Here is a 20,506-nt window from a genome sequence, read left to right as displayed (position 1 = left end):
GGTGATGCTGCCAACTTACTGATTTAGTGTATGATGGTGTTTTTGAGGTGCTCCAGTGGCTTCTGTTTCTATCAGCTGTCCCTCCTGTTCAGCTACTGACGGGGTGGTGCGTAACGGCAAAAGCACCGCCGGACATCAGCGCTATCTCTGCTCTCACTGCCGTAAAACATGGCAACTGCAGTTCACTTACACCGCTTCTCAACCCGGTACGCACCAGAAAATCATTGATATGGCCATGAATGGCGTTGGATGCCGGGCAACCGCCCGCATTATGGGCGTTGGCCTCAACACGATTTTCCGCCATTTAAAAAACTCAGGCCGCAGTCGGTAACCTCGCGCATACAGCCGGGCAGTGACGTCATCGTCTGCGCGGAAATGGACGAACAGTGGGGATACGTCGGGGCTAAATCGCGCCAGCGCTGGCTGTTTTACGCGTATGACAGGCTCCGGAAGACGGTTGTTGCGCACGTATTCGGTGAACGCACTATGGCGACGCTGGGGCGTCTTATGAGCCTGCTGTCACCCTTTGACGTGGTGATATGGATGACGGATGGCTGGCCGCTGTATGAATCCCGCCTGAAGGGAAAGCTGCACGTAATCAGCAAGCGATATACGCAGCGAATTGAGCGGCATAACCTGAATCTGAGGCAGCACCTGGCACGGCTGGGACGGAAGTCGCTGTCGTTCTCAAAATCGGTGGAGCTGCATGACAAAGTCATCGGGCATTATCTGAACATAAAACACTATCAATAAGTTGGAGTCATTACCCCTTAAGCTATATCTTTGATCCGAACTACATTATGTCTACCGGTGAGTTAGGGCGCTTTACGACGTTCCTGTTCTGGTTGAAAAATAACGATCTGTGGGGGCTTTCAGGAACGTTATTTGGCTACGGACTCAATGCAACTAACAGTGGTAGTACGGTGTCGCCGGGCTTTTTGAATATTATCTACAACTTAATTCTCGACTCGACTTCCCTGAGTATGTTGCTGTGGGAAGTGGGGGTGATCGGCACGTTGCTCTTTATTAGCTTATTCATTTATATCCTGAAAGTTTGTCAGCCAAAGCCATTACTGACGCTTGAACAACTGGACCAGCAGGATCTCCAGTTATTGAGCTTTGCACCGGCGTTTAACGCTTTTGCGATTGGTTGCTTAATTAGCTTACCTTATAGCCAGATACTGATGATTACACCGATGTTACAATTCCTGTTCTATTTATCACTAGGATCAAGTTTAGTGATTCGTCGAACCGTCCTTCGCTGCGTAGGGTAATTGTATGGACCAAAAACCGTTTATTTCAGTGAGTATTAAAACACTCAATGAATCTAAATGTATTGAGAAGACGATTGACAGTATCCGTAAGCAGCTTATTGATTATCCACACAAAATTATTGTGGCAGATAGTCTGTCAACGGATAACACCCAACAGCTTGCGATCGATAAAGGGGTGACCGTAGTGTCCTTAACTGACCCTGGCGATCGCTGCTGTGGCGTCGGGCACCAGTTAGGTTATCTGTATAGTGAAGGGGAATATCTGTTGTTGATGGACGGCGATATGGAGCTGGAGGAGGGCTTTGTGGATCAGGCCGTCGCGTTTTTGCAGGCCGAACCAGAATATGCAGGCGTTGCGGGAACCGTTGAAATGGATGATGCCGTAAACTATGAGTTTAAATCGCGTAAGCAACGCATTAATAAAATCTATCCACTCGGGGATAGCGATCATCTGGGGGGCGGTGGGCTGTATCGTCGGTCGGCAATTGAAAAAATTGGTTATCTGACTAACCGTAATTTGCACGCGTATGAAGAGGCTGAACTGGGCCTGCGTTTAATCGAAGCAGGCTATAAACTGCGGCGTCTGGATATTCCTTACTTCAGCCATACGTCACATACGCTGCCGACGTTTAAGATGCTGGCGCGGCGCTGGACCAGCGGTTATTACCAGGCGCCAGGTGAGCTTTTGCGTTGTAGTTGGGGGAAACCCTGGTTTTCCCAGTCATTCAACATCGTGAAGAATGAGGCGGTATTTGCGCTCTACCTTATTCTCTTATTTGTGGCGATGCTCAGTTTAAATATCAATGTGTTTGCCGTTGCGCTTCTACCATTACTGGCGTTTGCTTTGTTGAAGATTGTGCAAAACCGCTCGTTAACAGATGGGCTGCAAAGCGTTATTAATTTAATCGTACGCTCAGCGGGGCTGATCAAAGGTATTTTTTATCCGGTACGCGATCCGCTGACTCCGCCTAACAGTAAAATCATTCATGAATAACCGGGGCAGGCGCCATGAAAGTATTATTGGTTAACAAGTTTTTTTTCATCAAAGGCGGCGCGGAAACGGTTTATTTTCAAGAGCGCGATATGCTGAAACAGGCCGGAGTGCAGGTTATTGATTTCTCTATGCTTCATGAGAATAATTTTCCCTCGGACTATACGGATTATTTCGTCAGTAATGTGGACTACCACAAAGCGAGCAATCTGCTGGGTGGTATCAAAACGGCGGTTAACTTTATTCATAATTCGCAGGCCTGCAAAAAAATGCTGGCGCTATTAGAAAAAGAGCGCCCGGATATCGTCCACTTTCACAACATCTACCATCAGTTAACACCGGCGTTGATTAAAGTTGCGCGCAATTTTGGCTGCAAAACGGTGCTGACTGCGCATGACTATAAGATTGTGTGCCCCGCGTATTCCATGCTGCGCGACGGCAAAGTGTGTGATTCCTGTATTACCGGAACGGTTTTCAATGCCTTCAGGTATCGTTGTCAGGAAGGTTCAGCCTCAAAAAGTTTACTGCTCTCCCTGGAGGCAACCTGGCAGTACATTGCACAAAACTATCAGGCACTGGATGTGATTGTTTCACCAAGCGTTTTTTTACGCGGTGTCTTGCTGCGCACGCTGCCAAATTCGCGCATTGATGTCATCGTCAATGGCGTTGATGACAGCCGTCCGCTGGATGAGGTAAGCGACGAGGGCTATATGCTGTACTTTGGCCGTCTGAGCCGTGAAAAGGGCGTGGCAACGTTGTTGGCAGCGCATAAAAAAATGCAGAACAAAGCGCCGCTGAAAGTTGTAGGGCACGGTCCGTTGCATGATGAATTAGCCGCCAAATACCCTGATGTTGAGTTTTTAGGTTATGTGCAACAAGGGGAAGCGCTCGATAAGCTTATTAAGCATGCGCGAGCGGTGATCCTGCCTTCAGAATGCTATGAAAACTGTTCAATGGCGATATTAGAGGCGATGTCCTTAGGCAAGCCGGTTATCGGTTCGCGCATCGGCGGTATACCGGAACAAATTCGTGACGGTATCGAAGGGATTTTATTCGAACCGGGTAATGTGCATGAGTTAGCCAATGCGATGGACGCTCTGGCCGACTCGCCTGAGAAGGCGAGGAATATGGGTTTACATGGCCGTGCACGGTTGAGTGAAAAATATGCGCTGAGTAAACATATGGATACCCTACAGGCGCTGTATAAAGAACTGCTGAGCAGGCCATAGTATGAGTAAAAAAATAACGGTTTTTGGAACGCGTGGTATTCCCGATGTATTGGGCGGTGTGGAGACACACTGTCAGAATCTTTATCCTGCCATTAAGCAGCAGTTCGACGTGGATATTTGCGTGATCGCTCGCTCGCCATATGTAAATTACAAACGATCGGTATATAAAAAAGTCGAAACCTACGCGCTGTGGGCACCCAAAAAGCGCTCGCTGGAAGCGATTGTCCATTCCGTTTTAGCGGCGTTTAGGGCACGTATCGACCATTCGGATATTGTGCATGTCCATGCTATCGGCCCTGGCCTTGTGATCCCACTCTTACGCGTGATGGGTAAGAAGGTGGTTTTTACCCACCACGGGCCCGATTACGATCGCCAGAAATGGGGATTTGTAGCCAAAAAAATATTGTTGCTGGGTGAGCGTTGGGCGGTGAGATATGCCAACGAGGTGATTGTGATTTCTGACGTTATTAATCAACTGATCCAGAAAAAACACGGTCGCTATGATGCGCATTTAATTCACAACGGCGTGAACGAGCCGAGGTTATTATCACAGCTCACCATCGACAATACGCTCTCCCGCTTTGGGCTGCAGCCGAAAAACTACCTCGTGGTGGTTGGGCGGTTTGTGGAAGAAAAAGGGATGCATGATGCCATCGCCGCTTATCAACACAGTGGTTTGACCATGCCGTTAGTGTTAATTGGCGATGCGGATCATCCGACCGAATACAGCGTGCGCCTCAAAAAGCTTGCCGCCGACACGCCAGGTGTTGTGATGACTGGTTTTTTACGTGGTGACGAACTTCAGGCGGTGTTTTCGCAGGCTAAATTGTTTGTGATGCCCTCATACCATGAAGGATTGCCTATTGCGCTGCTGGAGGCAATGTCATTTTCTCTTCCGGCCGTCGTCAGTGATATTCCGGCTAACCTTGAAGTTCAACTGCCCGCCGAGGACTATTTTAAGGTGGGAGATGTAACCGGTCTGGCTGAAAAATTAGGCCAAGGGGCAACAGCAAATAGCGTGGACTATGGTGTATATTTGCAAAACTACAATTGGTATGAAATCGCCAAAAAGACGGTTAACGTCTACCACTCCATTGATAAAGATATAGGTTAATTTTGACCAGTCCTCAAAATCGTCCTCCTGCCATCGAACGGTTTTACGCTCACCTTGATGAGCGGATAGCGGAGGAATTGACCCCTGAACAAAAAGAAGGGGTGGAAAAAGCGCTCCTTGCTACAACCCTGACTTCGCGGCATCAGATCGATATTCGCAGAAGCTTTCCTTTTTTCAGTAAGCGTTATTATCTGGTTTTTTTGTTTGGCAGAGATTTACGCCGCCAGCATCGCCAGGAATCAACCCTGTCGAGAATGTTGCTCACTTTTTTGCTGCTGATTGCCGTGCTATTCGTCACCTGCTGCATATTGCTGACGCTGTATATGATCAAATCCGCGTTAGGTATTGATGTGTTCCAAAATTTTCACGTAGGTATCTGGGACTGGTGGTTAAGCCTGAAAGACCGCTAGTGTTAACAAATTGGTGGAGGACGTCATTGCGATGAAGCGTAAATGGGTTTGTGCGTTGTTGTGCATGTTTTTCCCGCTGACGGTTATGGCCGCATTGACGACCGTTACCCCCAAAGCATTGACGGGCCCGTTAACCAATCCGGGGATTGGCGTGGCAAGTTTTCATCAGGGATATGGTGAAACGCTGGGGCTGGCGGACTATCCCAATACCGGATTTGAATACGAGCGTTTTTACTGGCGGGATCTGGAGCCAGTCGAAGGCCAGTACAATTTTGCGTTGGTGGATGATGCCTTCAAATACGCGGCGGCACATCGTCCTGCGATGAATGTCGGGCTACGATTTATGGCTCTGGCAGAGCCGGAAAGCGGTTCGCAAATACCTGACTGGCTGATTAAAAAAGGCGTGAAAGGAACCTGGACGCCGGATAAAAAGACATTTGCCCCGGATTTAGACGATCCTCTGTTTATTGAATACAGCCAGCGTCTGTTGAACGCATTTGGTAAGCGCTACGATGGTAATGAGAATCTCGCGTTTGTTGATATTGGCATGGTGGGATCATGGGGAGAATGGCATAACAGCAACTTCCCGAACCTGAAGCCATTACTGGAGCGATACACCACGGCGCAACTGGATCGCTACGTCGCGATGCACTTTTCTGCTTTCCCGGTGACACCAAAAATAATGTTGATAAGCGGCGGTCAAAGTCTGGCGAATGCGGTGGCGCGTGGGGCTGGGTGGCGTGCGGACTGTTGGGGGGACCTGCGCGTATTTTCGGACTCCTGGAACCATATGGCTGATGATTACCCCCAGCGATTGCTGGCTGCGCAGCAGAGTTATTCAGGGTTCAACGACGTCTGGAAACGTGCGCCGGTGAGTCTGGAGATCTGCTCGTATATGCAGGACTGGAAGAACACCTTTCACTATACACGTGCTGAAGTGCAGGGGATTTTTGACTGGGCGGTCAAGCAGCACGCCAGTACCATTAACCTAAAATCGAGAACGATACCCAGCGACTATCGACCGATTGTCGACGATGCGCTGACCAAATTGGGCTATCGATTTCGCCTTGCGTCCCTGAGCCATGAGTCCGTGTGGGACAGCGGACAAACGCTGACATTAAACAGTACCTGGTACAATGAGGGTATCGCACCGATTTATCTGCCATACATGCTGGCATTCCGGGTCGTAGACAGCGCCAATAAGGTGGTGGCACAGGGGAATTCCGCGGAGGATATTCGCCGCTGGCTCCCCGGTAAGTATCAGGTCAGTTATGCGTTATCTATGCCAGGCCGACTGGCGAAAGGGCAATACGCGATTGAGGTTGCGATGCTGGATAAGTCGGGTGCGGCGAGAATTAACTTTGCCAATGAAGGGAAACAGAGCAGCGGCTGGTACCGGGTGTCAACAATAACGGTACGCTAGTCAGACACAGCAGCGAGCCTGACGGTCAGGCTCGCTGCTGAGAACATTAAATTTGATACCCATTCGGGTTATTTTTTTGCCAGTTCCAGGTGTCACGCATCATTTCATCAAGGTTATAGATGGCCTTCCAACCTAGCTCTTTGTATGCCAGCGATGGGTCAGACCAACATTCGGCAATATCTCCGGGTCTTCTGGCGACAAACTGATAGTTAATTTTTGTCTGTGCCGCTTTTTCAAATGCCTCAATCAGATTAATTACGGAATAACCAACACCGGTACCGAGATTAATCACTTTGTAAGCCGCGCCTTTGTTCTGGCAATCCAGCGCGGCTAAATGACCGGTCGCCAGATCCATGACGTGAATATAATCACGCACACCGGTACCATCAGGGGTTGGATAATCATTACCGTACACCGACACGGTTTCCAGCTTACCAATCGCGACCTGGGAGATATACGGAACCAGGTTATTAGGGATACCGTTAGGATCTTCACCAATCCGACCCGATGGATGGGCGCCAACCGGGTTGAAATAGCGCAGGCAGGTAATGCGAAAATCCGGCTGTGCACGTGAGAAATCGGCCAGAATTTGTTCGACCATCAACTTAGACGTGCCGTACGGATTAGTGGTACCACCCGTGCGCGATTGCTCGCTCAGCGGCACGCTTTCTGGATTACCATATACCGTGGCAGATGAGCTAAAAATGAAACGATTAACGCCAGCGGCCAGCATCTCATCCAGTAAAACCAGCGTACCGGTGACGTTGTTTTCATAGTAGGCGAGGGGCTCTTTTATCGACTCTGAAACCGATTTGAGTCCCGCAAAATGAATGACATCGGTGATGTTATGGTCGGCGAAAATGTTTTTTAATGCCTGCCTGTCGAGAACATCGGCGATATAGACAATGGGCTCTCTTCCGGTGAGTTCCGCGACCCTGTCCAGCGAGATTCTGCTGGCGTTCGCCAGATTATCGATAACTACGACATCATCGCCTCTTTCCAGTAGCGTTAACACAGTATGTGAACCAATATAACCTGCACCACCAGTGACAAGAATTGCCATACAGACTCCAGATAAACGGGGATTGATTCACGCCAGTACCATAGAGAACGCGTTATTGGTTACGTTTGGTAAGGTAATAGTTGCGATACCTCACCATGCATTTATAAGATATTTTTTTAAGTATAGATAAAAAGCTGAATTTGTTTATTTTTGTATCATAAACAATATAATTATTTGAGAAGTTCAGCGTGTGGACGCCGTCACTGTGGTTGATCGACGAATTGATTTGTTCGATCAGACTCTCAGCAAAATTAGCGTCGTTCAGTGTCACTAATTCTTTGATATAGATTGATTTTCCATAAGTTTCCGGCGTGCACTCCTGAGTAAGGAAGTATATTTTATTTTCGACCTGATAGGAGGCACCTGCACCTCGATGATGAGGATTGCTCACCTTTAATGAGGGGGTAATCCGCTGCCATTGTCCATAAATATGATCTGCTGAATGAATAATTATTTCGTTATCCATCGTGGTGGACAACAGATAACAGGTTTCATTAATTGAGATAAATACGTTGTCGGTTAATTTGGTATCAGAGATTAAAACTTTAACTTGCTTCCAGCGTGCAGGGAACTCAATTGACTGAAACAGTATTACCTCTTTTCTTTCTGAAGACTCGGGGATCATGAACAGTTGATCGTTGATATGTATCAGATAAGGGAATGACAAATGACACTTTAAGTCGTCAAAGCCTTCAAGCCTAATATCTTCAAGTTCAACCAGTTCACGGTCAAGAACGCGACATCGTAGCGTGCCTTTTGAGTTGCGGAAGCTAAGAGCTTCATAGAAAACATACAGTTTATCGTCTTTTTCAATCAGAAAAGGATCGGCCTGAAATGTATATTTCTTTTTTAACTGCTGCGCAGTGGATTTGCTTAATATCTCCAGAGTGTTGTCGGGGAATGAGTGTGTACCATTATCCTTAATAAGCATGATGTCCCACGACTCATGATAAAATAACTTATCCATTATTCTTTTTATTTTTGTTTGCATCTGCACCTGATCCTTTTTATCGCCTGCACCATGTATGAACAGCTGTTTGCGACTCAGTGAATGAGCCTGTCGCAATGTTGTATAAATGTGCGAAAACCGGCGTGGAACACCAGTGGCTACTTTAAAACTAGTCGCAAGCCCTTGTTTTGTCCACTAACAGAAATAGGGATAGGAGATGTCCAGAGCATCCTTGCTCCAGTGGGGGGAATTACTCGAAATGCACCTGCGGGTTATCTGCAAGGGAAACGTAGGTTTTGCTGTTTTTATCCAGGGTACGGATTTCACCGCTTTCGATGTCATACACCCAACCGTGCAGACGAAGCGCATTATTGCGCAGCCCAACCGCGACACAAGGATGCGTTTTAATGTTGTTAAGCTGTGCGATAACGTTCTCTTCCACCATGGCGTTAACTTTATCGATTGGGTTATCCCAGGTTTTTTTATCGACCACGGCTTTCGCGGCATCGGCATAGTGCAGCCAGTGAGCGACAGCGGGCATCGGATCCAGGGGCTGGCTATCGGCAATGGCTTTCATCGCGCCACAATTGGAGTGACCGCAGATGACGATATCCGTTACGCCAAGTGCGACAACCGCGTATTCGATGGTTGCGGATACACCACCCGGTTCCGGACCAAATGACGGTACGATATTACCGGCGTTGCGGATAACGAAAAGCTGTCCTGGATCTTGCTGAGTAACGAGTTCTGGTACCAGGCGGCTATCGGAACAGGAGATGAAAAGTGCCTTAGGATTCTGGCTGGATGCCAGGCTGCGGAAGAGTTCCTTGCGTTGAGGGAAAATCTCTTTTTGGAAGTTGAGGAAGCCCTCGATGATATGTTGCATAGCAGTGTCTCTTGTCTCTGTTTAAGCAGGTTATGATGAAGATCACACTTTCCAGTTTAACACCAGCCGACAGAAGGGAAAGACTTTATAGCAGTTCAGCAACATCTTTGGATAATTTTGCCCCACCGTGGCAGGGCAAATCGTGTGATATACGCTATGCGTTCTGCCATTTCTGGTATGCCGCTTTTAGCCTGTTCATCGCGTCTACCAGTACCGGGCGCGGGCAGCCAACGTTGAGTCTCATGTGCCCCTCTCCACCGGGACCGTATTGCGCCCCAGGTGACAGGCCAAGCCTGGCGTCATGCACAAAAAAAGCGCTTAGCTGCTCATCGCTGAGATCCATTTTTTCCGCATTCAGAAATAACAGATACGACGCGCCGCCATACACTATTGAGATCAAAGGACAGTGCTTTTCAATTTCACTTCTCACAAACGCTACATTGTCGGCCAGATAGGCCAATAATTTCTGGTGCCAGTCGGCGCAATGGGTAAAAGCGCTATAAATGGCCGCCTGCTGCAATGAATGCGTCTCGGCAAGGTAGCAGTTATCCAGAAAGTGGTAGAACTGATGGCGTAATTCATCATTCTTAATAATGGCGATTCCGCCCTGGATCGCCGCCGTATTGAAGGTCTTGCTGATGGAAGTAAGCACGATTGACCGACTATCTGGTGCTTCATCAACAGTAAAAAACGGCAAATGGCGCTTTCCTGGCAGGGTTAAATCACTATGCACTTCATCAGACAGAATGATGACGCCAGCCTGCTGGCAATAGTGGCTGATTTTTTCCAACGTTCCCCGCGACCACACCATTCCACCTGGATTATGCGGTGAAGGGAACAAAAACATTTTGCACTGCTTGAGTTTCTCGCTGAAATCATGCCAGTCAAATTCATAGTGCCCGTTTTTCTCAATGAGGCGCGTCTGAATCAAATTCCTACCGCTGGTGTTTACCAGATTAGGATAGGGATCATAGATTGGCGTACAGGTTAAAATATTATCGCCTGGACGGGTAAGCGCCATTAAAGAGAGTACGATAGTTTTTATAACACCGGGAATAAAATGTAACCAGTGTGCCTTGATATCGGCATCATACTGTTGTGCATACCAATGAATAACAGATTCTTTCCATTGTGGATAATCCAGGTTATAGCCTTGCACAGGCTGTGACACCACCGAACGCAGCGTGCTCATGATTGGCTCTGGTGTCGCAAAATCCATATCTGCAATCCACAGCGGTAATACATCGGTGGTACCGTACATCTGTTGTAATTGCCCGTATTTGCGACAATTAACATCCCTTGTGACAATATCATCAAACAAAGACATTGTTGACTCCTGGAAAGTCTCTGAAAATAGTGTAAGCAACGCAAAAGCGAAGAATGTTTATGTATATCTAATGGAAATATTTAATTTACCCTGGTGATAGCTAATATTTAGCTATTTAGTCGTTTATGATTTTTGCTCAACCATATTCTCAGTGGCTTCATTGGGCTCATATTTAGCAATGCCAATACCGGTTGCCGCCCACAGTAGGGCAAAGATGACACCGCTGTAACAGAGGATTGCCCAGGGCAAGTAATCAAGCGTGGCAACGCCCAGCATAGTGGCGCAATAAACGCCTGAGGCAGACCAGGGGATAATCGGTTCGACAACGGTTCCGGCATCTTCAGTGGTTCGCGAGAGGTTTTTTGCCGCAAGCCCTCGTTTTTTGTACTCCTCTTTAAAGGCATCACCGCACAGCAGCAACGGTAAGGTCCCATTTGCCGTGCAGGCACAGATGGTAAATGTCGTCACAATCGTGGTAGCCACCAGGCGGAATGTGGATTTAACGCCTTTTGTCAGCGCGTTTATCACGGTGTGCAACGAGCCTGTTGCACTCATTGCCCCGGCAAAGCTGAAGGCGCTGAAAACGGTAACGAAGCTGCTAAACATTGAAATAGCGCCGCCTCGCTCCAGTAAGCGGGAAACATCGGAAGACAGTGCCGGCAGATTATCTCCGGTAAGCATTGCGAGCTTAAAGCCACTGACCACGGATTCGCCGACAGAGGATGCCGTAAATTGCTGAAAGACTAACGCCAAAATCATTGAGACTATCGTAGATAAAAAGAGCATCGGAATGGGCGGTCTTTTTGACAGTGAGCCATATAAAACGATGATCGGCGGGAGTAGCAGCAGAATATTAAAGTGATAAATCTGACCAATAGAATTCATCAAGTTGGTAATGTTTTCTGGCGCGCTGGACGAGGCATCAATGCCCATGCCCATATAGCTGTAAACGACGCAGCAGATAATAAAACCCGGGCCGGTAGTCCACAGCAGGTGGCCGATATGCGAGTACAGGTTTACCCCGGCAGCCAGTGCAGCCATGTTGGTTGAATCAGAAACCGGTGAGAGCTTATCACCAAACCAGCAGCCTGAAACAATGGCGCCAGCGGCAATGGGCAGCGAGACATTCAGACCAATCGCTACGCCAATCATGGCAATACCAACGGTCCCGATAGAACCCCAGGAGGTACCAGTGCATACTGAGATTAGTGCCCCCAGCATAAATGCCGAAATATAGAAATACTGCGGGTTAATCCACTTCAAACCATAATAAATCATCATTGGAATAGTGCCTGACACCATCCATGCGCCAATTAAGAAACCGATACTGGCGACGATTAATATGACCGGCAGCGCTTCAGATATTTTATTGCAAATAGATTGTAGAATGTCATCCCACGTGTAGCCGTGAGCGATGGCGATAAACGAGGCGGCTGCCGTTCCCATCAGGATCATGGGTTCAGCACGAATATTGAAGATAAAATATCCGATGCTAATCCCGCCCAGCATGACTACCATGGGTAAAACTGACCAAAAGAAAGATAATGGCTTTCTGTTGTTGGCGGTGCAGTTATTTAATTCCATAATTCCATCCCAATCATTAATGGTTGAACACGTCAAATAAATACCTGCTACAGGTCACTCATGTCTGAGCAACATAGTTGCCAGAGCTCATGGCTGAACCCTATTTTATTAACTGCTGCAGATTATCTTTTTTGACCTGCTATTCTGGTACTTATATTTTAGTAGTAAGGTAAGAGAACGTTTGTTGAATAAATTACCCCTCGGCATAAGGTGAATGATGTCGGCGTTGTTGACTCAATTTGCGATACTGCTGTGGCGGCATGCCGACGTATTTATGGAACGAGCTGTAAAATCGACTGCTGGAGCGAAATCCTGCAATTGTAGCGATATCCAGAATTGTTTTATCCGTATCGCTGAGTAAAGCCCGCACATGGTTGATGCGCATCGCGGTAATATACTGTTTCATCGTAAGTTGCATCACCCGGTGAAAAATACCCATCGCATAATTGGGATTGAGCTTAACGTGTTCGGCAATAGCATCAACCGTAAGCTGTTTGTCGCAGTTGGCGGCAATAAACTCCAGCATCTGGCTGACGTAAAACTGTGAATGCCGTGAAATACTGTTTTTCTGGGTACGCGACGTTTTGTTACCCAGTACCGGCCGCCAGCCAGCGAGGCTAAAGCGCTTGAGCATTAGCGCGATTTCATCAATGGCTAACTGGCGAATTTGTTCGTTATCGCTATTGAGTTCATTCTGCCAACGCTGTACTTCAAACGCGCTCAGCTGCTGTGAAGCCAACGAAGTAATCACCATCCCGTGGGTCACGTGATTAATCAGCTCCCTGTCCAGCGGCCAGGACAAAAACAGATGCATCGGTAAGTTGAAGATGGCCATCTGTTTACAGTGCCCGGCATCCGTGAGTTGATGGGGAGTACAGGCCCAGAACAAGGTGATAAAACCCTGTTTGCTCTTCACCACTTCGTCATTAAAAAGATACTCCACATCACCATCAAATGGCACGTTCACCTCAACCTGACCATGCCAGTGGCTGTAGGTCATAGCCAGCGGCGCCCGCAGTTCGACATCCATACGCTGATACTCGGAATAGAGCGCCAGCGGACTTCGCGACTTTTTCTCATAGCTACGACACATATGAGGGTCGAGCGGCAGCTGCGGGGTACTTTTTGCCATTATGGTTGGGTTCCTGGATAGTGATTCCGGCCATGGGGTAACGCCAAAGCATGAACATAGCTTAACCGAAAAAAAACGTCGTTTTCTCTCCATTTTCGCGAAGTTATTCCCAAAAACTCAGATCCTGTGCCTGTCGCTTGCCGATCTGAGATAGCGGGAATGGCGAGCTGTAATCTCAAAAACGCTCAATCTGGGGAGCCCATGGCAAAGCAACATCGTTTATTTGCCCATAAATCGGAGTTGAAGCGATAGCCAGTATTCAGCGAATACCGTACATTTTTATTTGTATCCACAGCTTAAGGAATCATCATGTCCAGGCTCCGTACTTTGGCCGCGGCGGTAGTTGCCGTTGCTGCGATGACGATGTGTGCCACTCCTGTGTTGGCTAACCCCGGTAATGGCAACGGAAATGGTAACAGTGGCAACCATGGTAATAGCGGGAACAAGGGGAATAGTGGTCATAGCCAGAAAGGACACGCGGACCAAAAAAATAACGCACAATCAGAACAGCGTAAAAATTATGGTAAGCCGGACCATGTTGATAGTGACATCAGCTATAACGTGGCCAGACAGTATGCTGTCAGATACGGTCTAACGGGCTATAAGTCACTGCCTCCAGGTATTGCCAAAAATCTGGCGCGAGGAAAACCGCTTCCTCCGGGGATCGCCAGGAAGAGCGTTCCGCCATCAATGTTGAATCAACTTCCGTATTACCCGGGCTATGAATGGCAGGTTATTGGCGATAATCTGGTGCTGATTGCACTGAGCACGGCGATTGTCACCGCTGTTATTAATGGTGTGTTTGATTAAGTTTCAACACCATGTCCAGACGAAAGGCCATGTTATTAACATGGCCTTTTTGTTGTGCATTATTCACTAAGGATCACCTGCATAGTCAAAGAATTATATTTTGCACATTTCCCAGTTAATATCTGATAGTTCCGACATGGATCACAATCGCAGTTAAATGAGTTGGCTTGCAGTTGGAGCATCTCCATTATGTGCCTTTTCTTAACAAGGATTACGTTTTATGAACATTCGGCCTCTCCTCGCCTTCACTTTTATCGGAATATTGTGGGGGGCGGGATCTTCACAGGGACAAGCAAAAGAGTGGAATAAAGAACCTGTGGCTGTTTTACAGCAGGGTGCTGAGGCGGGAAATGCGCAGGCGCAGTTTGTGCTTGCAACCGTGTACTTAAAAGGTAAAGAGGTAGAGCAGAATTTCAGTAAAGGCAGCGAGTGGCTGACCAAATCGGCTGAGCAGGGTAATGCGAGTGCCCAGCATCTGCTTGCACTGATGTACTACGAGGGCAAAGGCGGCCTGAAAGATGACAAGAAAGCGGCCGAATGGTTTAGCAAAGCGGCGGCCCAGGGGAATGTCGATGCCCAATACTATCTCGGTGTGCTGTATTTCGAAGGTAAGGGCGTGCAGCAGAATGACAAGAACGCTGTTGAATGGCTGACCCGTGCGGCTGAGCAGGGCAATCTCGATGCGCGTTATCTGCTCGCCTTAGTCTACTTTGATGGTGAGGGCGCGCGCTGGTATGACGGTAAGGTCATTGAGTGGTTTGACAACGAAGTCGGAAAAGGCAATAAGCAGGCCGTCGAGTGGTTAAGCATTGCTGCCGAGCGCGGAAACTATCATGCCATTGAGTGGCTCCATCGTGCGGTTGAGAAGGGCAATCCTGACGCAAAGCGTTTCCTTGAAAGTAAGGTGTCGCTATTAGAGGGCTACAACACCGTTAAGTCATTGAGTAAAGCGGCTGAACGAGGGGATGCCAAAGCGCAGGGATTACTGGGCAGAAAGTACTTTGAAGGTGATGGTGTCGGTCTGGATACTGACAAAGCTTTCGCGCTGTTTAAACAGTCCGCCAGCAAAGGGGACGCGCTGGGCCAGAGCATGCTCGGCGCGATGTATTACCTTGGCGAGGGGGTTGGTGTGGCTCAGGACCACAAAAAAGCGTTTGAGCTGTTTAATCAGGCAGCTCTTCAAGGGGATATGCTAGCCCAGGGCATGCTTGGCATGATGTACGCAAAAGGAGAGGGAACGGCCCAGGACAATAAAAAAGCGGTGGAGTGGCTGGAGAAAGCCGCGGCCCAGGGAGATGCAGGCTCGCAGAAAGATCTTGGCTTGATGTATTTAGAAGGTAATGGCGTTGCCCAGGATGATAAAAAAGCCGCTGAGTGGTTTGAACAGGCCGCAAGAAAAGGAAATGCGGAAGCTCAGGGGATGCTGGGAACCATGTACCTTGAAGGCAAAGGGGTAACTCAGGATTATGCTCAGGCGTATATCTGGAGTGCGGTGGCCTTTGCTAATGGGAATTCTGATGCACAAAATGGACTGGATATCGCGCAGAAGAACCTGAATCCGACAGCTCTGAAAGAAGCTGACGATAAGGCCAGACGCTATTTCGAGCAGCATCGAAATCAATCGGCCCTGTAACGCGCTCGGTTGCACAGTATGGTTTTACGTGAGCCTCTTCGTTAAGAGGGGGAGGCTCACAAACCGTACAGTTTTATTTTTCTATAGAGCGTGGCAATGCTGATCCCCAGTTCTGTCGCGGCTTGTTTTTTCCCCTCAACGCTTGAGCCGAATCGCTGGATGACGTTTTCGATAGCTTCCCTTTCCGCCTGTTTTCCTTTGCTGGCAAGCTGACGGGGTTGCGCGGTCATCGTCGTTTTTCTACCGTCAGCGGCGGTGAGCAGGTAAGGGGGAAGATGGCTGGCGTTGATCCCGGCGGCTTCTCCGCGCATCACAAAAATGTATTCGATCACGTTGCGTAATTCACGAATGTTGCCCGGCCAGTGCCAGGCATAAAGGCGGTTAATAACGTCATCAGGCAGTTTTTGCGGTGGTCGCTGGTAACTGACCGAGAACTCATCGGCAAAATACTGTGCGAGGACCGCGATATCAGCCCGGCGTTCACGCAGGGAAGGAAGTACCAGAGGGACCACGTTCAGGCGATAGAAAAGATCTTCGCGAAACTGATTATTCTCCACCATCGCATTAATGTTTTTGTTGGTCGCGGCAATAATGCGCACATCAATATTGATGGTGTTATTAGAGCCAACGCGGGTGATCGCCTTTTCCTGCAAGACCCTGAGCAGCTTAGCCTGCAGATGCAACGGCATATCGCCAATTTCATCCAGAAACAGGCTGCCGCCGTTGGCCAGTTCAAATTTTCCCATTCGTCCTTTGGGATCGGCCCCGCTGAATGCGCCACGAACATAACCAAACAGTTCGCTTTCCAGCAGTTGTTCGGGGATAGCCGCGCAGTTGATTGTCACGAAAGGCGCGGCTTTACGTGGACTGCTTTGGTGAATGGCAAAAGCCACGACCTCCTTCCCCGAACCACTTTCCCCGGTGATGAGCACGCTGGCGTAACTGTTGGCGATTTTACCGATGGTGCTTCTGAGTTGCTCCATTGAGGGTGAGTGACCAATCAGTCGCACCTGCATGTCGGACTCATAAGGGGATGGAGTAAGGTTACTCAGGTAGTCGTGTGCATCACGAAAGATAACCATGGTTAATCGATCGTTATCCTGTGAGGAGAGCGAAATTTGTTTGCACAGTACATGATGTTTCTGACCTTCAAGCGTCAGCCACGCTTCTTCATCGCCATACAGGCTATCCCCGGTTGTTTCAATGGTCAGTGGTAATCCCTGAACCTCACGGTTGAGGATGCGATCGGCTGAATGATTGGCATGCCAGATAAGCCCCTTGCCATCAATCGCCACCACGCCGCGGTCCATAGCATCGATCAGACGCCGAAATGCGCCAAGCGTTTCCTGCGCGCGTAAACGCTCCAGGCATTCAAAGACCTTACTGGAGATCATTACGGCGATTTGCTCAATAAAGGTGACAAATTTATCAATCTGGCTCAGTAACGTGTCACGCTGTGCCTGGGTTGAGCAAATAATCCCGATCACGCCAATCACGCGATTATTGAGAAAAATGGGTGCGTTCAAATCCAGCATTTCAGAACAGTAGTGGTGTTTTTCACATAACTGACACAGCGGATGCTCGCCGGGATTTTTGATCAGTACCGTTTCTCGCACCTGCAATACGTGACGATAGATGTAGCCATTTTTGGCCACGTTCTCATTGAGCATATGCCGGTATTTCCCGGTACCCGCGATACGCATTAAAGATTCATCAATGATTTCAACGTCCGTGCCCGTTATGCCAGAAATAGCGTCGGCATAATTGCATATATCATCCTGAATATTGCTGAGTACTGAAATCATGGTACTTCTCCGGCAGTGTGTCGCATTTCTCAAGGAAAATGATAAATAGGCGAAGCAATGCAAAAATGATTTGCGAAAAATCAATCTATCACGCTGTTTTTGGATGTTTTTCTTATTTTATCTTCAGCGATCACACTATTTATCAATAATGAGAATTTATCAAAATGAGGCGATAAACTGACGCAGTGATATTTTTTGGTGTCAATTTTTATTTCTATTTAATTCATTGAAATTAAAGCCTTTATTAAAATATTCATAAGAATTTACTCGGTTAATAAAAAGCTGGTAAGCATTTTGCTCTATTGCCAATACCGATAACGGAAATATCTCTGTATTGCACCGATTACAGGGAATGAAATACCAGGACAATGAGGTTTTATGATGCAGGAAAACTTATCATTTTTTATTAACCAGACACCGTTTACCGAACATCCGAACGCGCCGTTGGCACCGTTTAGCCGCCAGGAACTGGTAAAAGCGTTGAATTTTCATCGGTCTATTCCGGGTTACGCGCCGACGCCGCTGTATACGCTACCGGCACTTTCACAAAAACTGGGCGTAAAAAATATCTACCTCAAAGATGAATCTCAGCGTTTTGGCCTGAAAGCCTTTAAAGCGCTGGGTGGCTCCTATGCGATGGCGTGCCATATCGCTGAATTAGTTGGTAAGGATATCAGCGAACTGCCCTTTTACGTGATGACCAGCGAAGAGGTACGCCACGATCTGCAAACCGTCACGTTTGCCACTACTACTGATGGCAACCACGGTCGCGGCGTGGCATGGATGGCGCGCCAACTGAAGCAAAACGCCGTGGTTTATATGCCGAAGGGCTCTTCGCAGCAACGTCTGGCCTCTATCCGTAACGAAGGCGCTACCGCTGAGATTGTCGATATGAACTACGACGATGCGGTTCGTATGACCGCAGAGCAGGCCGAAAAGTATGGCTGGATAGTGGTGCAGGATACCGCGTGGGAAGGATACGAAAAGATCCCGCAGTGGATTATGCAGGGCTACGGCACGCTGATGCTGGAGGCGATAGATCAGCTGCATCAGGTTGCGCCGACGCACATTTTTGTGCAGGCAGGCGTCGGCTCGTTTGCCGGAATGGTTCAGGGAATGGTGACGGCAGCCTGGGGGGAGAATCGCCCGAAAGTGATCGTCGCTGAAGCGTTAATTGCCGATTGCCTCTACCGCTCAGCCCGTTCGAAAGAGGGAGATGCCATTGCGGTGGGCGGTGATTTACAAACCGTGATGGCCGGTCTCGCCTGCGGTGAAGCGAACAGTATCGGCTGGAAACTGCTGCGCGATTATGCCAATGCATTTGCCTCCTGTCCTGATGAAGTTGCAGCGTTGGGCATGCGCATGTTGGGCAACCCGCTGTCAGGCGATCCACAGATTATTTCGGGTGAGTCAGGTGCGGTTACTACCGGTCTGCTGGCGCTGCTGATGACCTCGCCTGAACTGGCGCAAACGCGTGAGCAACTGGGGTTGGATGCGCACTCTCGTGTGCTGTTAGTCAGCACCGAAGGGGATACCGACCCGCAACAATATCTGGATATTGTCTGGGGCGGTCAGTACCCGGGCATCAACAAATAATTCCCTGATTGAGAGATATAACGGAGAAACCCATGTTATCTGCAAACCGCATTGAAGAAGTCATTAAAAACTGTCAGGCGCTGATCCAACAAAAAAGTTATTCCGGTCAGGAAGGGGAAGTGGTTAATGCCATAAAAACAATGATGCAGCATTACCAATTCGATGACATCCACGTTGATAAGTACGGCAACATTGTTGGCGGCATTGTCGGCAACCAGCCGGGGAAAACGCTGGTTCTCGATGGACATATCGATACCGTGCCGGTGAATGAAGAGAAGTGGTCCCGCAACCCATACGGTGGCGATATTGAAGATGGCAAAATTTATGGTCGCGGCACAACAGACATGAAAGGCGCCGTGGCGGCGATGATCTCCGCCGTGGGCTTTTTCGGTCAGGACAATCAGCGAAATTTTGCCGGGAAAATCTACGTTGCGTGCATCGTGCATGAAGAGTGTTTTGAAGGTATTGCTGCCCGCCTGGTCAGCGAGCGCTATAAGCCAGACTACGTGATCATTGGTGAAGCTTCCGAGTTAAACCTGAAAATTGGTCAGCGTGGCCGCGCTGAGATTGTGGTCGAAACCTTTGGTAAGCCCGCGCACTCCGCTAACCCACAGGCGGGGATTAACGCGGTGTACAAAATGGCGCAATTGATCGACAAAATTCGCACGATCACGCCGCCGACGCATCCGGTTCTGGGGCCTGGCATTCTGGAACTGACCGACATTAAATCTTCGCCGTACCCGGGAGCCTCGGTGGTACCGGATTACTGTCGCGCAACCTACGATCGCCGTTTGCTGGTGGGTGAAACCAAAGAAAGCGTGATTGCTCCGCTGGAAAATGCGCTTGCCGAACTTATTGCTCAGGATCCGCAGTTTAAGGCCCGAGTGTCCTACGCGGTGGGTCAGGAGTCTTGCTATACCGGCGCCACGATTGAGGGAGAGCGTTTCTTCCCTGGCTGGGTGTACGACGAGTCAGACGAATTCGTGCAGGCAGCGTTGGCGGGCGTTCGCGAGGCTGGCTTTAATCCAACCATTACGCAGTACTCATTTTGTACCAACGGTAGCCACTATGCGGGCGAAGCGGGAATCAAAACCATCGGCTTCGGTCCTTCACGAGAAAACCTGGCACACACCATTGATGAGTATATCGAGATCGATCAGTTAACCGGCTCGGCCAGCGGCTATTACAGCATCATCCAGACACTCTATCGCCAATAAAAATAAAGATAACCACCTCTTACCTTACAGGCGGTGTCGCTCAGCAGCACCGCCATGGAGAAT

Annotated in this window: 17 protein-coding genes and 1 pseudogene; 11 read left to right on the top strand and 7 right to left on the bottom strand. The window is 48.7% G+C overall.

The window, feature by feature from the left end:
• Positions 1 to 55: 55 nt before the first annotated feature.
• From OGY67_RS12910 to OGY67_RS12880, 7 genes and pseudogenes are all read left to right on the top strand, one after another.
• A protein-coding gene (locus OGY67_RS12910) for an IS1-like element IS1B family transposase (RefSeq protein ID WP_095033700.1) occupies positions 56 to 753 on the top strand; the annotation gives its coding sequence in 2 pieces (ribosomal slippage) (positions 56 to 305 and positions 305 to 753; 699 coding nt in all).
• A 17-nt stretch (positions 754 to 770) separates the two neighbouring features.
• A pseudogene (locus tag OGY67_RS12905) lies at positions 771 to 1,274 on the top strand (capsular biosynthesis protein); the annotation flags it as partial.
• A gap of 4 nt (positions 1,275 to 1,278) precedes the next feature.
• The gene (locus OGY67_RS12900) at positions 1,279 to 2,268 is read left to right on the top strand and encodes a glycosyltransferase family 2 protein (protein ID WP_008785586.1); all 990 of its coding nucleotides are present in this window, start codon (positions 1,279 to 1,281) and stop codon (positions 2,266 to 2,268) included.
• A 14-nt stretch (positions 2,269 to 2,282) separates the two neighbouring features.
• The gene (locus OGY67_RS12895) at positions 2,283 to 3,494 is read left to right on the top strand and encodes a glycosyltransferase family 4 protein (RefSeq protein ID WP_234096577.1); all 1,212 of its coding nucleotides are present in this window, start codon (positions 2,283 to 2,285) and stop codon (positions 3,492 to 3,494) included.
• 1 nt (position 3,495) lies between these two features.
• Positions 3,496 to 4,608 (top strand): glycosyltransferase family 4 protein, encoded by a 1,113-nt coding sequence (locus OGY67_RS12890; protein WP_234096578.1) that lies wholly within the window; start codon positions 3,496 to 3,498, stop codon positions 4,606 to 4,608.
• A 2-nt stretch (positions 4,609 to 4,610) separates the two neighbouring features.
• Positions 4,611 to 5,018: a hypothetical protein gene (locus OGY67_RS12885; protein WP_003826052.1), complete on the top strand. Its 408-nt coding sequence runs from the start codon at positions 4,611 to 4,613 to the stop codon at positions 5,016 to 5,018.
• A 31-nt stretch (positions 5,019 to 5,049) separates the two neighbouring features.
• Entirely contained in the window at positions 5,050 to 6,441 is a 1,392-nt protein-coding gene (locus OGY67_RS12880; protein WP_234096579.1) for a DUF4832 domain-containing protein, read from the top strand.
• A gap of 46 nt (positions 6,442 to 6,487) precedes the next feature.
• Here the strand turns inward: OGY67_RS12880 and galE are convergent, their stop codons facing one another.
• The 6 genes from galE to melR all read right to left on the bottom strand — a co-directional run bounded on the left by galE (position 6,488) and on the right by melR (position 13,382).
• Positions 6,488 to 7,504 (bottom strand): UDP-glucose 4-epimerase GalE, encoded by a 1,017-nt coding sequence (gene galE, locus OGY67_RS12875; RefSeq protein WP_003826055.1) that lies wholly within the window; start codon positions 7,502 to 7,504, stop codon positions 6,488 to 6,490.
• Between the two features lie 52 nt (positions 7,505 to 7,556).
• Positions 7,557 to 8,495 (bottom strand): glucosamine inositolphosphorylceramide transferase family protein, encoded by a 939-nt coding sequence (locus OGY67_RS12870; protein ID WP_286574032.1) that lies wholly within the window; start codon positions 8,493 to 8,495, stop codon positions 7,557 to 7,559.
• Positions 8,496 to 8,703: 208 nt separating this feature from the next.
• Positions 8,704 to 9,339 (bottom strand): carbonic anhydrase, encoded by a 636-nt coding sequence (locus tag OGY67_RS12865; RefSeq protein WP_003826059.1) that lies wholly within the window; start codon positions 9,337 to 9,339, stop codon positions 8,704 to 8,706.
• Positions 9,340 to 9,493: 154 nt separating this feature from the next.
• Complete coding sequence (locus tag OGY67_RS12860) at positions 9,494 to 10,666, bottom strand: MalY/PatB family protein (protein ID WP_057067647.1); 1,173 nt, start codon at positions 10,664 to 10,666, stop codon at positions 9,494 to 9,496.
• Positions 10,667 to 10,789: 123 nt separating this feature from the next.
• The gene (gene nhaC, locus OGY67_RS12855) at positions 10,790 to 12,250 is read right to left on the bottom strand and encodes a Na+/H+ antiporter NhaC (RefSeq protein WP_286574031.1); all 1,461 of its coding nucleotides are present in this window, start codon (positions 12,248 to 12,250) and stop codon (positions 10,790 to 10,792) included.
• A 193-nt stretch (positions 12,251 to 12,443) separates the two neighbouring features.
• Positions 12,444 to 13,382 (bottom strand): transcriptional regulator MelR, encoded by a 939-nt coding sequence (gene melR / locus OGY67_RS12850; RefSeq protein ID WP_003826064.1) that lies wholly within the window; start codon positions 13,380 to 13,382, stop codon positions 12,444 to 12,446.
• Positions 13,383 to 13,691: 309 nt separating this feature from the next.
• Between melR and OGY67_RS12845 the strand changes: the two genes are divergently transcribed.
• Together OGY67_RS12845 and OGY67_RS12840 are read left to right on the top strand one after the other, a co-directional pair.
• On the top strand, positions 13,692 to 14,192 hold the full coding sequence (locus OGY67_RS12845) for an anti-virulence regulator CigR family protein (RefSeq protein WP_048215725.1): 501 nt from the start codon (positions 13,692 to 13,694) through the stop codon (positions 14,190 to 14,192).
• A 220-nt stretch (positions 14,193 to 14,412) separates the two neighbouring features.
• Entirely contained in the window at positions 14,413 to 15,825 is a 1,413-nt protein-coding gene (locus tag OGY67_RS12840; RefSeq protein WP_286574030.1) for a tetratricopeptide repeat protein, read from the top strand.
• 56 nt (positions 15,826 to 15,881) lie between these two features.
• Here the strand turns inward: OGY67_RS12840 and OGY67_RS12835 are convergent, their stop codons facing one another.
• On the bottom strand, positions 15,882 to 17,630 hold the full coding sequence (locus tag OGY67_RS12835) for a sigma-54 interaction domain-containing protein (RefSeq protein ID WP_057067643.1): 1,749 nt from the start codon (positions 17,628 to 17,630) through the stop codon (positions 15,882 to 15,884).
• Positions 17,631 to 18,011: 381 nt separating this feature from the next.
• Between OGY67_RS12835 and dpaL the strand changes: the two genes are divergently transcribed.
• Both dpaL and OGY67_RS12825 read left to right on the top strand, forming a co-directional pair.
• On the top strand, positions 18,012 to 19,226 hold the full coding sequence (dpaL, locus tag OGY67_RS12830) for a diaminopropionate ammonia-lyase (protein ID WP_286574033.1): 1,215 nt from the start codon (positions 18,012 to 18,014) through the stop codon (positions 19,224 to 19,226).
• A 32-nt stretch (positions 19,227 to 19,258) separates the two neighbouring features.
• Positions 19,259 to 20,443 carry a YgeY family selenium metabolism-linked hydrolase gene (locus OGY67_RS12825; protein WP_071445418.1) on the top strand — a complete coding sequence of 395 codons (1,185 nt, stop codon included), beginning with the start codon at positions 19,259 to 19,261 and terminating at the stop codon, positions 20,441 to 20,443.
• The last annotated feature ends 63 nt before the right edge of the window (positions 20,444 to 20,506 follow it).

It is taken from the genome of Citrobacter sp. Cpo015 (genome assembly GCF_030333035.1).
GTDB lineage: Bacteria > Pseudomonadota > Gammaproteobacteria > Enterobacterales > Enterobacteriaceae > Citrobacter > Citrobacter portucalensis.
This window is presented reverse-complemented; position numbering and strand designations above follow the sequence as displayed.